This window comes from Streptomyces sp. NPDC090119 (genome assembly GCF_044747085.1).
GTDB lineage: Bacteria > Actinomycetota > Actinomycetes > Streptomycetales > Streptomycetaceae > Streptomyces.
Genome location: NZ_JBIVDK010000005.1, coordinates 467,451 through 482,195, shown reverse-complemented (window position 1 = coordinate 482,195; position 14,745 = coordinate 467,451). Strand labels below are relative to the sequence as shown.

Genomic DNA, 14,745 nt, shown 5'->3' with positions numbered 1-14,745 from the left:
CCGGCCGACCAGGACCGCACCCATTTGACCGGCGCGGAGGCTCCTGCCATACCCCCACAAGGGCTCCCCATGCGGCGGACACCGGCTCTCCGCTCGTTAATGGATATAGAGGACAGGTGGCCGCTCCGTGGCGATCTTCGGGAACGGTCCGTGGCACTTCACCTCAGCGGTCATCGTTACCATGCGGGGACGCACATTCCGACGACCACTGATGACGACGACGAGGGACGGGCTAGCGCGTGGCCGACGCGGCTGAATTCCAGGGGCCCAGTGCCTCTCCCGCCCGCCGCCGACTGCGGCGGGCGGGAGCACTGCTGGCGGGCGCCCCGCTGCTGGCCGGGCTGCTCCAGCTGACCGCGGCCGAACCCGCGCAGGCGGCGCCGACGGCGTCGGCGGGCTCCGTGTCCGTGGCGTTGGACTCACTGACGCCCAGCGCGCCCACCGAGGACGACACGCTGACCGTGTCGGGCACGGTGATCAACAACGGCAGGCAGACCGTGACCGGCGCCCACGTCGGGCTCCGGGTGGGCCCCCTGCTGAACACCCGCTCCGCGGTCGACGGCATCGCCCAGCACCCCGACGATCTCCGTGGCGGTACCGGCGACGAGCTCGGCGACAAGTACACGGAGAAGTTCAGCAAGCTGGTCCCGGGCGTGGCCGAGCACTTCAGCATCTCCGTCCCGGCGGACGAGCTGGACCTCGGCAAGGACGGCGTCTACTCGTTCGGCGTCTCCGTCTCCGGCAAGACCTCGGCGCGACCCTGGGACCAGATGCTCGGCATCGAGCGGACCTTCCTGCCCTGGCAGTCGTCCGAGGCCGACACCAAGAGCCGTACGACGTTCATGTGGCCGCTGATCTCCTCCGTCCACATGACGGCCCGCACGGGCGCCGGAGAACGGCAGACCCCCGTCTTCCAGGACGACGAGCTGGCCAAGGAGATCGCCCCCGGCGGCCGCCTGGCGCAGATGATGGACCTGGGCCGGGACCTCGACATCACCTGGGTGATCGACCCGGACCTGCTGGCCGCGGTGGACGCCATGGCGAACGGTTACCGGGTCCAGCAGCCCGACGGCAGTACCAAGGCCGGCTCGCGGGAGAACCAGGACGTCGCCAAGCAGTGGCTGGCCGGTCTCCAGCAGGCCGTAGCGGGCAAGGAGGTCGTCGCCCTGCCGTTCGCCGACCCGGACCTCGCCTCGCTCGCCCACACCGGCACCAGCGTCACCGGCTCGCTCAGCCACCTCAAGGACGCCACCGACGTCGCGGCCCTCACGGTGAAGACCGTGCTGCACGTGACGCCGACCACGGACTTCGCGTGGCCGGTGGAGGGTGCCGTGGACCCCTCGATCATCAAGGTGGCCACCTCCGCCGGTGCCGATCGGGTGATCGCCCGCAGCGACAGCCTCCGGGAGTCCGCCGGGCTGTCCTACACACCGTCCGCCGCCCGCCCCATCGGCGGCGGCACCACCGCGGTGGTCGCGGACGCGCGGATGTCCACGGCCTTCGAGGGCGACCTCACCAAGGCGGACACCTCCACACTCGCGGTGCAGCAGTTCCTCGCACAGAGCCTTGAGGCGAACGTGCAGAAGGACGAGCAGCGCAGCATCGTGGTCGCTCCGCAGCGCACCCCGACCGCGAGCCAGGCACAGGCCATGGCCACCGCCGTGAAGGCGCTCCAGGACGGCAACTGGTCGCAGCCTGAGACCCTCACCGCCGCCGCCAAGGCCAAGCCCGACCCGGACGCCACCACGCGCATCCCCTCCTCGTCGGCCTACCCCTCGTCGCTGCGCAAGCAGGAACTGCCGAGGAGCGCCTTCGAGCAGATCGCGGACACGCAGGACAAGCTCGACAACTTCCAGGTGATCCTCACCGATCAGTCCCGCGTGGTCACCCCGTTCGGCCTGGCCATAAACCGCGGGATGTCCGCGTCGTGGCGGGGCCAGGCAACCAAGGCGGACGGCTTCCGCGCGGACGTGCTGAGCTATCTCGACAACCTCGGTGGCCAGGTCAAGCTGATCGACAAGTCGGAGACCAAGCTCTCCGGGCGCAGCGCCACCATCCCGGTGACCGTGCAGAACAACCTGGTCCAGCCCGTCGGCCATCTGTACCTGCGGCTCAGCTCGACCCAGCCGACCCGACTGAAGATCAGCGGCAAGGCGTACGACGAGCAGCCCGTCGAGGTTGCCGGTGGCCACAGCCAGTCGGTGAAGTTCACCACCTCGGCCAACGCAAACGGCCGGGCCACGGTCCTCGCCCAGCTGTACACCGAGGACGGCCAGGAGTACGGGGACCCCGTCAGCTTCGACGTGAAGGTCACCGAGGTCACGCCCACCGTCATGCTGGTGATCGGCGGCGGGGTGCTGCTGCTGGTCCTCGCCGGATTCCGGATGTACACCCAGCGCAAGCGCGCGGCCGCCCGCCAGGCCGAGAGCGACGGCGACGGTCCGGGTGAGGCGGAGGCGGACTCCGACGACGGCTCGGGGAACCCCGACGGCACCGAGGACCGTCTTCCCGAGGAGTCCGGTTCCCCCGCCGGGGCAGCCGGGCCGGACCAGCCGGGTGACCCTGCACCGGACACCGCACCGGAAAGCGCCGACCCGTCCGGCACGGGTGAGAGAGTGGACCGTTGAGCGACGCCGCGGCCCGTGTGGCCAGGGACGATGAGGTGGGGCAACCATGAACGCGCCGTACGACGGTGACCGTGGCGGGGATGCCGCCGACTCGGGCAGGCCCGAGACCCCGCCCGAGCCCGGCCAGGAGCCGCAGCCCGCGGCGGACATGTACCTCCAGGACGCCTACGACCAGGACCCCTACCGGGCGCGGGACCTCTCCGCCCAGGACCCGGTGGCCGAGGCGCTCTACGACCGCGCCGCACACCCTCCGCCGCCTCCGGGCAGCTACGAGCCGCGCCAGCCGCTCTACGCCCCGCCGTCGCAGTCGTCGTACTCCCCCGACCCGCGCGTGTGGGCCAAGACCCCGGCGCCCGAGGCGGAGGGCGACGCCACCCAGCACCTGCCGTACGGCGACCACCCGCGCACGACCCAGTTCGTCGGCGTGGACGACCTGGTCTCGCACTCCGGCGAGGAGTACCACGAGCCGGACGCCTTCGCGCACCTCCTGCGGGACCAGCAGCACGGCTCCGCCGCGTCGGCCCGCGCGGGCCAGGGCGCCGGCGGCTCGTACCCGCCGCCCCACGTCCAGGGCCCCGCGCACCACGGCGGTGGCGGAAGCCCGTACCAGGCGGCCCCCGGGAATCCCATGCAGCCGCCCGTACCCGCTCCTGCCGGACCTGCCGGTCCGGTGGAGACCCCGGCACCGCCCGCTCCGGCCCCGGCGAAGGGACGCGCCTCCGGGCTGCTCGGCTCCAGCGCCGTCATGGCCGCGGGCACGATGGTGTCGCGCCTCACCGGCTTCCTCCGCTCCGCGATGATCATCGCGGCGCTGGGTACGGGCTTCCTCGGCGACTCGTTCCAGGTCGCGTACCAGCTGCCGACGATGATCTACATCCTCACCGTCGGCGGCGGCCTCAACTCCGTCTTCGTGCCCCAGCTGGTGCGGTCGATGAAGGAGGACGAGGACGGCGGCGAGGCGTTCGCCAACCGGCTGCTGACCCTCGTGATGGTCGCGCTCGCCGCGCTGACCGCGCTGACCATGCTCGGCGCGCCGTACCTGGTGCAAGCGCTGTCGCCCACGATCAGCGCCGACCCGGCGGCCAACGAGGTGGCGGTGACCTTCACCCGCTACTTCCTGCCGTCGATCTTCTTCATGGGCATCCACGTGGTGATGGGTCAGATCCTCAACGCGCGCGGCAAGTTCGGCGCGATGATGTGGACCCCGGTCCTGAACAACCTCGTCATCATCGTGGCGCTCGGTGCGTTCCTGTGGGTCTACGGCTCGGCGGCCGACTCCCACATGACCGTCAGCAACATCCCGCCGCAGGGGCAGCGCCTGCTCGGCATCGGCATCCTGCTCGGCCTCGTCGTGCAGGCCCTGGCGATGATCCCGTACCTGCGCGAGACCGGCTTCCGCATCCGGCCCCGGTTCGACTGGAAGGGCCACGGCCTGGGCAAGGCCGCGATGCTCGCCAAGTGGACGGTGCTGTTCGTGCTCGCCAACCAGGCGGGCGCCCTGGTCGTCACCCAGTTGTCCACCGCCGCCGGAAAGGACTCCGGCATCGAGGGCACCGGCTTCACCGCCTACGCCAACGCCCAGCTCATCTGGGGACTGCCGCAGGCCATCATCACCGTGTCCCTCATGGCCGCGCTGCTGCCGCGCCTGTCGCGCTCGGCCGCCGAGGGCGACGGCGGCGCCGTCCGCGACGACATCTCGCAGGGCCTGCGCACCACGGCGGTGGCCATCGTGCCCATCTCCTTCGGCTTCGTCGCGCTCGGCATCCCGATGTGCACGCTGATCTTCGGCGCCTCGGGCACCGGCTCGGCCACCAACATGGGCTTCATGCTGATGGCCTTCGGCCTCGGCCTGATCCCGTACTCGGTGCAGTACGTCGTCCTGCGCGCCTTCTACGCGTACGAAGACACCCGCACCCCCTTCTACAACACGGTCATCGTGGCGGCGGTCAACGCGGGCGCCTCCGCGCTCTGCTACTTCCTGCTCCCGGCCCGCTGGGCCGTGGCGGGCATGGCGGCCGTGTACGGCCTCTCCTACGCCATCGGCGTCGGTGTCGCCTGGCGGCGCCTGCGCAAGCGGCTGGGCGGCGACCTGGACGGCTCCCGGGTGCTGCGGACGTACGCGCGGCTGGCGATCGCCTCGGTGCCGGCGGCGCTGCTCAGTGGCGCGGCCTGCTACGGCATCGGGCACTCCCTCGGACAGGGAGTCTTCGGCTCGCTCGTCGCGCTCGTGGCGGGCGGTGCGGTACTGCTCGGCGTCTTCTTCATGGCCGCGCGCCGGATGCGGATCGACGAGCTCAATTCGCTCGTCGGCATGGTTCGCGGGCGTCTGGGGCGTTGAGGCGGGGGTAGTCGCACAACCATCGTCCCCCTCTGCGTGTCGTGCATTGCGGCGGACTGTGGGCACAATTGGTTTCGGCGTCGGACAGCGTGCAACGGATGGGGAGGCAGGGACGACGGTGGCAGAACGCAGCACGGCTGCCGTCGACGTGGCAGACAACAGCGGTGACGAGCCGCTGACCGCCAAGGCGGATCAGGCCACGGCCGACGGGGTGGCCAAGAACCCGGAGCGGGACACGGACATCGACCAGGCGCAGGGGAGCGGCGGGGCGGAAGACTCCGGCAGGACGTCTTCGCCCACCGAGCTGCACAGCGGTCACAAACTCGCCAGACGCTACCGCCTCGAGGAGTGCGTCACCCGTCTGGACGGATTCAGCAGCTGGCGCGCGGTCGACGAGAAACTGCGGCGAGCCGTCGGCGTGCACATCCTGCCCGCCGACCACGTACGTTCCCGTGCCGTGCTGGCGGCCGCCCGTTCGGCGGCGCTGCTCGGCGATCCGCGCTTCGTACAGGTCCTCGACGCGGTCGAGGAGAACGACCTCGTCTACGTGGTGCACGAGTGGCTGCCCGACGCCACCGAGCTGACCGCGCTGCTCGCGGCCGGCCCCCTCGAGCCGCACGACGCCTACCAGATGGTCAGTCAGGTCTCGGCCGCCATGGCCGCCGCCCACCGCGAGGGCCTCTCCCATCTGCGGCTGAACCCGAACGCGGTCCTGCGCACCTCCTCCGGGCAGTGGCGTATCCGCGGCCTCGCCGTGAACGCCGTCCTGCGCGGCGTCGGCTCCGACACCCCCCAGCGCACCGACACCGAGGCGATCGGCGCCCTGCTGTACGCGGCGCTGACGCAGCGCTGGCCCTACGAGAGCGACGCGTACGGCCTGGCCGGCCTCCCCAAGGACATCGGCCTCATCGCGCCGGACCAGGTGCGGGCCGGAATCCACCGCGGACTGTCCGAGCTGGCGATGCGCGCGCTCGTCAACGACGGCGCCACCGCCTCCCGGCACGAGGCCGCGTGCACCACGCCGGAGGAACTGGTCAAGGCGATCGGCGAGATGCCCCGCGTCCGCCCGCCGGAGCCCGCGTTCACCCGTCCGCCGGAGTACCAGCGCACGACCTACCAGCAGGGCACCTACGGCCGCACCTCGGCGCACCCCGGTGCCACGCAGTCCGTGGCGGCCCCGCCGCCCCCGCTCCAGAGCCGTACGGGCAAGGCGCTGAAGTGGGCGGTCTCCGCACTGCTCATCGCCGCGCTCGGCCTCGGCAGCTGGCAGCTCGCGGAAGCCCTGATGAACCGCGGCGACAACTCCAACGACACCAACACCACCCAGACGCAGGACGGCGGCGACAAGGGCGCGGCCAAGGTGGCGCCGCAGCCGGTGACGATCCAGGGTGCCCAGGAGTTCGTCGCCGAGGGCGGCGCCCAGCACCCGGCCGATGTCGCCAAGACCTACGACGGGGACACGTCGACGTCCTGGCGGACCAAGTCCTTCACCCAGGGTCCTGAGATCGCTCCCCTCAAGCCAGGTGTGGGCATCGTCTATGACCTCGGCTCGGCGAAGGACGTCGATGCCGCCACGATCGGGCTGCGCTACTCCGGGGATCACACGACGGTCGACCTCTACACGGCCGACTCGGCACCGGTGTCGCTGGACTCGATGCACAAGGTCGGCAGCAGCACCACCTCGGGTTCCACCGCAACGGTGAAGCCCGACAAGCCGGTGAAGGCGCGGTACGTCCTGGTGTGGCTGACGGCCGTTCCCATGTCCGGTTATGACGCGGCCACCTACTCAAAGGCGGGCTACAAGCAGGCCATCACCGAAGTGCATTTCACGGGCTGACGTCTCATCCGAGCCGGAGGGGGACGATGGCAGGCGGTCGTCGGTACGACGAGGTACGGGACGAGGATCTGCTCGCCCGTCATGTGCAGGGTGATGCCGATGCCTTCGGTGAGATCGTGCGGAGGCACCGGGACCGGCTGTGGGCGGTCGCGCTGCGGACGCTGGGGGACCGCGAGGAGGCCGCCGACGCCGTGCAGGACGCACTGGTGTCGGCCTACCGTGCCGCTCACACCTTCCGGGGACAGTCGGCCGTCACGACCTGGCTGCACCGGATCACCGTGAATGCCTGCCTGGACCGCATCCGCAAGGCGGCCTCACGAAAGACAGCGCCCGTCGACGACCCCGAGCGCCTGGAACAGCTCCTGGAGCCGCACGAGTCGGCCTCCGCCCCGGCCGAGCGCAACGACCTCCACCGCCAGCTCCTCGAAGCCCTGGGCACCCTTCCCGCCGAGCAGCGGGCCGCACTGGTCCTGGTGGACATGCAGGGCTACCCCGTCGCCGAGGCGGCCCGGGTCCTGGACGTGCCCACCGGGACGGTGAAGAGCCGCTGCGCACGAGGCCGGGCCAGACTCCTCCCCCTGCTCACCCACCTGCGTCCCGGCGCCCCCGGCGAGAGAGGCGGCACCGCCGTCCCTGACGGTGGAAAAGAACCCTTGGCGGGACGGAACCGGGTGCACGGGGCATCCGTCCCACCTCCGACAGGATCTGCGGGCGAGGGAACCGAAGACTCCGGGCCGAACGGTTCAGCCGTCGTGAAGGGCGGAGGTGGGCGAGCATGACGTCCTCGACGGACACGACCGGGCACCCGGACGTCGCCGAGATCTCCGACCTGGCCGAGGGGCTCCTCCCGCCGTCCCGTAGCGCGGAGCTGCGGCGCCATCTGGAGGGCTGCGCGGCGTGCGCCGAGGTCCATGCGGCACTGGCGGAAATCCAGGGGTTGCTGGGCGACGTCCCGGATGTGCCCCCGATGCCGATGGACATCGCCGACCGGATCGACGCCGCCCTTGCCGCCGAGGCAGCCGGGTGGACCGAGCAGGCGGCCCCCGAAGGCTCCGGTCGTCATGTTTCACGTGAAACAGCGACCCCACCGGACCGCCCTGCCAGGCTTTCTCGCGCCACCACCGGCCCCGGCCGGAAGGGGCGCGCCCGGAGCCGCCGTCGGACCGCCGCACTGGGCGCCGTGCTCACCGCTGCCGTCCTCGGGGCCGGGTCCCTGCTCGTGCAGTCGATCGGCAACAACACCGCCTCCGACAAGGCAGCGCAGAGCTCGGCCGCGTCCGCCGTCGGCACGTTCTCCGGGGCCAGCGTGCAGAGCCAGGTGTCGGACCTGCTCACCGCCAGGAAAGGACTTCAGCGGGGCAGCCAGCGCCCGCAGCAGGACACGGAGACGGACCTCGCCCCCTCGGGGCCTACGCAGAGCGCGAACACACTGATCCAGCCCGAGGCCCCGGTGCCCGACTGCGTCCGGCGTGCGCTGCACTCCGGCGAAACGGTTCTGGGGGCGAAGAGCGGCACCTACGCCGACAAGAGCGCCTACCTCGTCGTGGTGCCCGACAAGGCCGACAGCAAGCGCGTCACGGCCTATGTGGTCGACGCGTCCTGTACGTCCAAGCGGCCCGCAGGCGCCGGGAGTGTGCTCCTGAAGCAGACCCTCGTCCGTTTTTGAACCGGCGCGGGCGTCGTCTCCGCCCGCCTCTCCGCGCACCCACGGTGTGACCCGTCGCGTGGCCGGACATCAGGGGAATGTGCGCCCCTTAGGATCGGTTGGGTGGTGTGAGAGTCCCGGCAGGGGCTCCCACCGGTCGGCCGACACAGACCAGAGACGAGGAACCAAGCCGTGAGCGACGTCCGTAATGTGATCATCATCGGCTCCGGGCCCGCGGGCTACACGGCGGCGCTGTACACCGCGCGTGCGTCCCTGAAGCCCCTGGTGTTCGAGGGTGCCGTCACCGCAGGTGGCGCGCTGATGAACACCACCGAGGTGGAGAACTTTCCGGGCTTCCCCAACGGCATCATGGGCCCCGAGCTGATGGACAACATGCGGGCGCAGGCCGAGCGTTTCGGCGCCGAGCTGCTGCCGGACGACGTCGTCTCCGTCGACCTCACCGGCGACGTGAAGACCGTCACCGACACTGCGGGCACGGTTCACCGGGCCAAGGCCGTGATCATCGCCACCGGCTCCCAGCACCGCAAGCTCGCGCTGCCCAACGAGGACGCGCTGTCCGGCCGTGGCGTCTCGTGGTGCGCCACCTGTGACGGCTTCTTCTTCCGGGACCAGGACATCGCCGTGATCGGCGGCGGCGACACCGCGATGGAGGAGGCCACCTTCCTCTCCCGGTTCGCCAAGTCCGTGACGATCGTCCACCGCCGGGACACCCTGCGCGCCTCCAAGGCGATGCAGGAGCGTGCCTTCAATGACCCGAAGATCAAGTTCGCCTGGGACAGCGAGGTCGTCGAGATCCTGGGCGATAAGAAGCTCACCGGGCTGAAGCTCCGCAACCTCAAGACCGGCGAGCTGTCCGACCTGCCCGTCACGGGTCTGTTCATCGCCATCGGGCACGACCCGCGCACCGAGCTCTTCAAGGGCCAGCTGGACCTGGACGCGGAGGGCTACCTCAAGGTGGACGCGCCCTCCACCCGGACCAACCTGCCCGGCGTCTTTGCCGCGGGTGACGTCGTCGACCACACCTACCGCCAGGCGATCACCGCGGCCGGCACCGGCTGCGCCTCGGCTCTGGACTCCGAGCGCTACCTCGCGTCCCTGCTGGACGAGGGCGGCCACGCCGAGCCCGAGAAGACCGCTGTCTGACTTACCCCCCATCCCCCCTCGAATGATCAAGTAAGGAGCCCGCTGTGGCCGGCACCGTGAAGAAAGTGACTGACGACTCCTTCGACGAGGACGTCCTCAAGAGCGACAAGCCCGTCCTGGTGGACTTCTGGGCCGATTGGTGCGGCCCGTGCCGCCAGATCGCCCCGTCCCTGGAGGCCATCGCCGCCGAGCACGGCGACAAGATCCAGATCGTCAAGCTGAACATCGACGAGAACCCGGCCACGGCCGCCAAGTACGGCGTCATGTCCATCCCGACGCTGAACGTCTACCAGGGCGGCGAGGTCGTCAAGACGATCGTCGGTGCCAAGCCGAAGGCAGCGCTCGTCCGCGACCTGGACGACTTCATCACCGGCTGACGTTTCGCAGCACCGGCCGATGTTTCACGTGAAACATGGCCCACGAAGGGGCCGACCCAACAGGGTCGGCCCCTTCGTCGTGTTCGGGATGCGGAGACCGCCCGGCCCGTCACAGCGGCCGCAGCGCAGGCTCCTTGTGCACCGCGCCCAGCAGTCGGTCGAGGGCCAGCTCGACGTCTTCCTTCCAGGACAGCGCCGAGCGCAGCTCCAGACGTAGTCGAGGATGCCGGGAGTGCTGCCGCACCGTCTTGAAGCCGACGGCGAGGAGATGGTCGGCGGGCAGCAGGCAGGCGGGCTCTTTCCAGCGGGTGTCCCCGAACGCCTCGATGGCCTTGAAGTTCCGGCGCAGCAGGTCCTTGGCGACCGCCTGCACCAGCACCCGTCCCAGCCCCTGCCCTTGATAGCCGGGCATGATGAACGACGTGATGAGCTGCACGGCGTCCGGGGAGATCGGGCTCGTGGGGAACGCCGTCGCGCGCGGGACGTAGGCCGCCGGGGCATAGAGCACGAAGCCGACCGGTACGTCGTCGACATAGGCCACCCGGCCGCACGAGCCCCAGTCCAGCAGGACGGCGGAGATCCAGGACTCCTTCTCCACCTCCGTGGTGCCCGCCCGCACGGCGGCCTCGGCGCTGACGGGGTCCAGCTCCCAGAAGACGCATGAACGGCACCGCTGGGGAAGATCCTGAAGGTTGTCCAGCGTGAGCGGTACGAGCCGACGCCCCATGAAAGCCGTTCCTCGCTTCCTTCGCCGCGTCACATCCGATCGCATCGTATCCACGATGCGAATCCCTTCGATACCGGCGCAAAGCAAAGAGCGGACCGTGTTCCGGTGCACACCGGACACGACCCGCTCTCGCAGTCCCGCTGACGGGACGCCCTCCCGGAGGGCTACTCCTCGGACTCGCCCTCCGGGGACCCCTTCGGCAGGATCGGCCCCTCACCGGGGGCCAGCGTGCCGAGGATGCGTTCCAGATCCTCCACCGAGGCGAACTCGACGGTGATCTTGCCCTTCTTCTGACCGAGGTCGACCTTCACCCGGGTCTCGAACCGGTCGGAGAGCCGCGTCGCCAGACCGCTCAGCGCCGGGGAGACCAGAGCGCCCGCCCGCGGTCCCTTGGTGCGCTGGGCCCCCTGCGGCCGCGACCCCATCAGGGTCACGATCTCCTCGACGGCCCGCACCGACAGCCCCTCGGCCACGATGCGGTGCGCCAGCCGGTCCTGCTCCTCGGAGTCCTCCACGGACAGCAGCGCCCGCGCATGCCCCGCCGAGAGCACCCCTGCGGCGACCCGCTTCTGCACGGTGGCCGACAGCTTCAGCAGCCGCAGGGTGTTGGAGATCTGCGGCCGGGAGCGTCCGATACGGTCGGCCAGCTGGTCGTGCGTGCAGTTGAAGTCCTTGAGCAACTGGTCGTAGGCGTGGGCCTCTTCCAGTGGGTTCAGCTGCGCGCGGTGCAGGTTCTCCAGCAGGGCGTCCAGCAGGAGCTTCTCGTCGTCCGTGGCGCGGACGATCGCCGGGATGGTCTCGAGTTCCGCCTCGCGGCTGGCGCGCAGACGGCGCTCACCCATGATCAGTTCATAGCGGTCGTCGCCCAGTTCCCGTACGACGACGGGCTGAAGCAGGCCCACCTCCTTGATGGAGACGACCAGTTCGTTCAGCGCGTCCTCGTCGAAGACCTCCCGCGGCTGGCGCGGGTTCGGCGTGATGGCCTCGATCGGCAGCTCGGCGAAGTAGGCACCGGCGGGCGGTGCGGGCCGGTCGTCGGCCGGGCTGGCCGGGACCTCCTCCAGCTCGCGGGATGCCGACGGCAGGGCGCCGCCTCGGCCGATCCCGGTGGGCCTGCGGTCGGGCGACAGCGTCGGGCCCGATCCCGAGGAGGTGGGCGATCCAGCGCCCAGCACGGCCGAAGCCGGGATCTTCTCTGTCGGTGCTGCGGGGATCAGTGCGCCAAGTCCTCGGCCCAGCCCCCTTCGTCGATCACTCACTGCATCCCCTCCACCATGTTCCGGTCGTTCTGGGTGCCGAGATGGGCCTGGGTCGGGTCATAGCTGACCCCCACGCCCCTCAGCGCGATCTCTCGGGCAGCCTCGAGATAGGAGAGCGCACCGCTCGAACCTGGATCGTAGGTCAGCACCGTCTGCCCGTAGCTCGGCGCCTCGGAGATACGGACCGAGCGGGGAATGCTCGTCCGCAGCACCTCGTCGCCGAAGTGGGTGCGCACCTCATCCGCGACCTGGGAGGCGAGGCGGGTCCGGCCGTCGTACATGGTGAGCAGGATCGTCGACACATGCAGAGACTGGTTGAGGTGACCCCGCACCAGGTCGACGTTGCGCAGGAGCTGGCCCAGGCCCTCCAGTGCGTAGTACTCGCACTGGATCGGGATGAGGACTTCCTGGCCCGCCACGAGTGCGTTGACCGTCAACAGGCCCAGCGACGGCGGGCAGTCGATGAGGATGTAGTCCAACGGCTGCTCGTACGCCCCGATCGCGCGCTGCAACCGGCTCTCACGGGCGACCAGGGAGACCAGTTCGATCTCCGCACCGGCGAGGTCGATCGTGGCGGGAGCGCAGAAGAGACCCTCGACATCGGTGACGGGCTGGACAACCTCGGCGAGCGGCTGGCTGTCCACCAGGACGTCGTAGATGGAGGGGACTTCCGCGTGGTGGTCGATCCCCAGCGCCGTGGAGGCATTCCCCTGGGGGTCGAGGTCGATCACCAGGACCCGGGCGCCGTGCAGCGCGAGGGAGGCGGCGAGGTTGACGGTCGTCGTCGTCTTGCCGACGCCGCCCTTCTGGTTGGCGACCACGATGACTCGGGTCTGCTCCGGCCTCGGCATGCCCTCCGCGGCACGGCCCAGGGCGTCGACCGCCACTTGGGCCGCACGACCGATGGGAGTGTCGTCCATCGGAGGCGGTGTTTCACGTGAAACATCCGTCTCCCTCGATTCGGTACGGGGACCGGGGACCGGATCGGTCATCGGTCCCGCGATGTTGGCGTCGGACCGCAAGGATTCACTCTCCTCGACTACAGGCTCGCAATGAACAGAGCCTCCCATGCCTTCGGGGGCGCGAACCAGTGAGCCCTGGCGTTCTGTGGAGAAGTCCACCTCTGTGGACAACTTCGGTACCCCTCCGAGTGAACCAAGAGGCCGCCGGTCGAGGGGTTCCGCCGCGGCGCGACCGCGACTGATGATGCCGTGCAGCAGAGAGCGACGTTTCACGTGAAACACGATGCACAGCCACGAGGGCCGGGACTCCGCGACACTCCGACCCCGCCCAGCCGACTAGTCCGGCTGAGGCAGATCAACGGGCAGGGAACCAGCGCAAAAGAAAGCGCCCCCGGCCTCGGCCAGGGGCGCACTCTTCAGACTCGGCGACTCAGAACTCAGTAGCCCACACCTCAGCGACGCCGACGCGTCCGGCTCGTCCGGGCCGCCTTGGCCCGCTTGGCGGCGAACCGCACACCGCCCGGACTCTCACCGACCTCCACCCGGACCACCGTGGAGAGCGGGTCCACCACGCCCTCGCCCACGTGCAGGACCGAGGTCGACACCGCGCCGAGCTTGCTGAGTGCGGTGGACGCCGCCTTCAGCTCCTCCTCGGCGGTGTCACCCTTGAGCGCCAGCATCTCGCCGTACGGCCGCAGCAGCGGGATGCCCCAGGCGGCCAGCCGGTCCAGCGGGGCCACAGCACGCGCGGTCACCACGTGGACCGGCGGCACCTTGCCCAGCATCTCCTCCGCGCGGCCGCGGACCACGGTGACATGGTCCAGGCCCAGCAGCTCCACGACCTCGGTGAGGAACGTGGTGCGGCGCAGCAGAGGCTCCAGCAGGGTGATGTTCAGGTCGGGGCGCACCAGGGCCAGCGGAATGCCCGGCAGACCCGCACCCGAGCCGACATCGCACACCGTCACCCCCTCGGGGACGGCCTCGGAGAGCACCGCGCAGTTCAGCAGATGCCGCTCCCACAGGCGGGGCACCTCCCGCGGGCCGATCAGGCCACGCTGGACTCCGGCCTCGGCCAGCAGCTCCGCATAGCGGACCGCATCCTCGAAGCGATCGCCAAACACTTCCCGCGCCTGTTCGGGCGCGGGGGGAAGCTCAGCTGCCTCCGTCACGGGGACCGTCCTTCCGTACCGCGCCGGTGCTTCACGCACCGGCCCTCAGAACTACCAGGCTGACAAACTTCGGCCCCGTCTGTTGGTCAGACGGGGCCGATGGAACCATGGGGCCGATCAGGCGGGCAGCACGACGACGAAGCGCTGCGGCTCCTCGCCCTCGGACTCGCTGCGCAGTCCCGCACCCTTGATCGCGTCGTGGACGACCTTGCGCTCGAACGGCGTCATCGGCTTGAGCTTGACCGGCTCGCCGCTGCTCTTGACCTCGGCGGCCGCCTTGGCGCCCAGCTCGGCCAGCTCGGCGCGCTTCTGGGCCCGGTAGCCCGCGATGTCCAGCATCAGCCGGCTACGGTCACCGGTCTCGCGGTGCACGGCAAGACGCGTCAGCTCCTGCAGCGCCTCCAGCACCTCGCCGTCCCGGCCGACCAGCTTCTGCAGATCCCGGCCGTTCGCGTCGCTGATGATCGAGACAGAGGCGCGGTCGGCCTCCACGTCCATGTCGATGTCGCCGTCGAGGTCGGCGATGTCCAGCAGAGCCTCGAGGTAGTCCGCAGCGATCTCGCCCTCCTGCTCGAGGCGGGTGAGGGTGTCAGCACCCTCAGTGGCGGCGGTGGTGGTGCCTTCCGTCACGGGATGGGCT

Annotated in this window: 12 protein-coding genes; 7 read left to right on the top strand and 5 right to left on the bottom strand. The window is 70.3% G+C overall.

Annotation, left to right across the window (positions count from 1 at the left end; all coding sequences use genetic code 11):
- Window positions 1-239 precede the first annotated feature (239 nt).
- From ACIPPM_RS23710 to trxA, 7 genes are all read left to right on the top strand, one after another.
- Entirely contained in the window at window positions 240-2,627 is a 2,388-nt protein-coding gene (locus ACIPPM_RS23710; RefSeq protein ID WP_401451140.1) for a DUF6049 family protein, read from the top strand.
- Window positions 2,628-2,673: 46 nt separating this feature from the next.
- The gene (gene murJ, locus ACIPPM_RS23705) at window positions 2,674-4,965 is read left to right on the top strand and encodes a murein biosynthesis integral membrane protein MurJ (RefSeq protein ID WP_401451139.1); all 2,292 of its coding nucleotides are present in this window, start codon (window positions 2,674-2,676) and stop codon (window positions 4,963-4,965) included.
- Between the two features lie 118 nt (window positions 4,966-5,083).
- The gene (locus ACIPPM_RS23700) at window positions 5,084-6,802 is read left to right on the top strand and encodes a protein kinase family protein (RefSeq protein WP_401451136.1); all 1,719 of its coding nucleotides are present in this window, start codon (window positions 5,084-5,086) and stop codon (window positions 6,800-6,802) included.
- A gap of 26 nt (window positions 6,803-6,828) precedes the next feature.
- Window positions 6,829-7,581 carry an RNA polymerase sigma factor SigM gene (sigM, locus tag ACIPPM_RS23695; RefSeq protein WP_401451134.1) on the top strand — a complete coding sequence of 251 codons (753 nt, stop codon included), beginning with the start codon at window positions 6,829-6,831 and terminating at the stop codon, window positions 7,579-7,581.
- Window positions 7,578-8,468 (top strand): anti-sigma factor family protein, encoded by an 891-nt coding sequence (locus tag ACIPPM_RS23690; RefSeq protein WP_401451132.1) that lies wholly within the window; start codon window positions 7,578-7,580, stop codon window positions 8,466-8,468. Before sigM ends, ACIPPM_RS23690 begins: the two co-directional genes overlap by 4 nt.
- Before the next feature lie 171 nt (window positions 8,469-8,639).
- Window positions 8,640-9,611: a thioredoxin-disulfide reductase gene (trxB, locus tag ACIPPM_RS23685; protein WP_401451130.1), complete on the top strand. Its 972-nt coding sequence runs from the start codon at window positions 8,640-8,642 to the stop codon at window positions 9,609-9,611.
- 44 nt (window positions 9,612-9,655) lie between these two features.
- Window positions 9,656-9,988, top strand: a complete 333-nt coding sequence (gene trxA, locus ACIPPM_RS23680) for a thioredoxin (RefSeq protein WP_401451127.1) — start codon at window positions 9,656-9,658, stop codon at window positions 9,986-9,988.
- A gap of 109 nt (window positions 9,989-10,097) precedes the next feature.
- On the opposite strand, the gene ACIPPM_RS23675 is transcribed toward trxA, so the two are convergent.
- The 5 genes from ACIPPM_RS23675 to ACIPPM_RS23655 form a co-directional block, all read right to left on the bottom strand.
- Window positions 10,098-10,715 carry a GNAT family N-acetyltransferase gene (locus ACIPPM_RS23675; RefSeq protein WP_401451125.1) on the bottom strand — a complete coding sequence of 206 codons (618 nt, stop codon included), beginning with the start codon at window positions 10,713-10,715 and terminating at the stop codon, window positions 10,098-10,100.
- A 164-nt stretch (window positions 10,716-10,879) separates the two neighbouring features.
- Window positions 10,880-11,974 (bottom strand): ParB/RepB/Spo0J family partition protein, encoded by a 1,095-nt coding sequence (locus tag ACIPPM_RS23670; protein ID WP_401451122.1) that lies wholly within the window; start codon window positions 11,972-11,974, stop codon window positions 10,880-10,882.
- A complete protein-coding gene (locus ACIPPM_RS23665; RefSeq protein WP_401451500.1) occupies window positions 11,971-13,044 on the bottom strand; it encodes a ParA family protein in 1,074 nt (357 codons plus the stop codon). Before ACIPPM_RS23665 ends, ACIPPM_RS23670 begins: the two co-directional genes overlap by 4 nt.
- Before the next feature lie 344 nt (window positions 13,045-13,388).
- Window positions 13,389-14,105, bottom strand: a complete 717-nt coding sequence (rsmG, locus tag ACIPPM_RS23660) for a 16S rRNA (guanine(527)-N(7))-methyltransferase RsmG (protein ID WP_393594293.1) — start codon at window positions 14,103-14,105, stop codon at window positions 13,389-13,391.
- A gap of 117 nt (window positions 14,106-14,222) precedes the next feature.
- The gene (locus ACIPPM_RS23655) at window positions 14,223-14,735 is read right to left on the bottom strand and encodes a protein jag (RefSeq protein WP_401451119.1); all 513 of its coding nucleotides are present in this window, start codon (window positions 14,733-14,735) and stop codon (window positions 14,223-14,225) included.
- Window positions 14,736-14,745: the final 10 nt, after the last annotated feature.

Bases quoted from the DNA above. Each gene is read 5' to 3' on its own strand.
- ACIPPM_RS23690 (WP_401451132.1), top strand. From the start codon at position 7,578: ATGACGTCCTCGACGGACACGACCGGGCACCCGGACGTCGCCGAGATC.
- ACIPPM_RS23675 (WP_401451125.1), bottom strand. From the start codon at position 10,715: ATGGGGCGTCGGCTCGTACCGCTCACGCTGGACAACCTTCAGGATCTT.
- sigM (WP_401451134.1), top strand. From the start codon at position 6,829: ATGGCAGGCGGTCGTCGGTACGACGAGGTACGGGACGAGGATCTGCTC.
- murJ (WP_401451139.1), top strand. From the start codon at position 2,674: ATGAACGCGCCGTACGACGGTGACCGTGGCGGGGATGCCGCCGACTCG.
- ACIPPM_RS23665 (WP_401451500.1), bottom strand. From the start codon at position 13,044: ATGGGAGGCTCTGTTCATTGCGAGCCTGTAGTCGAGGAGAGTGAATCC.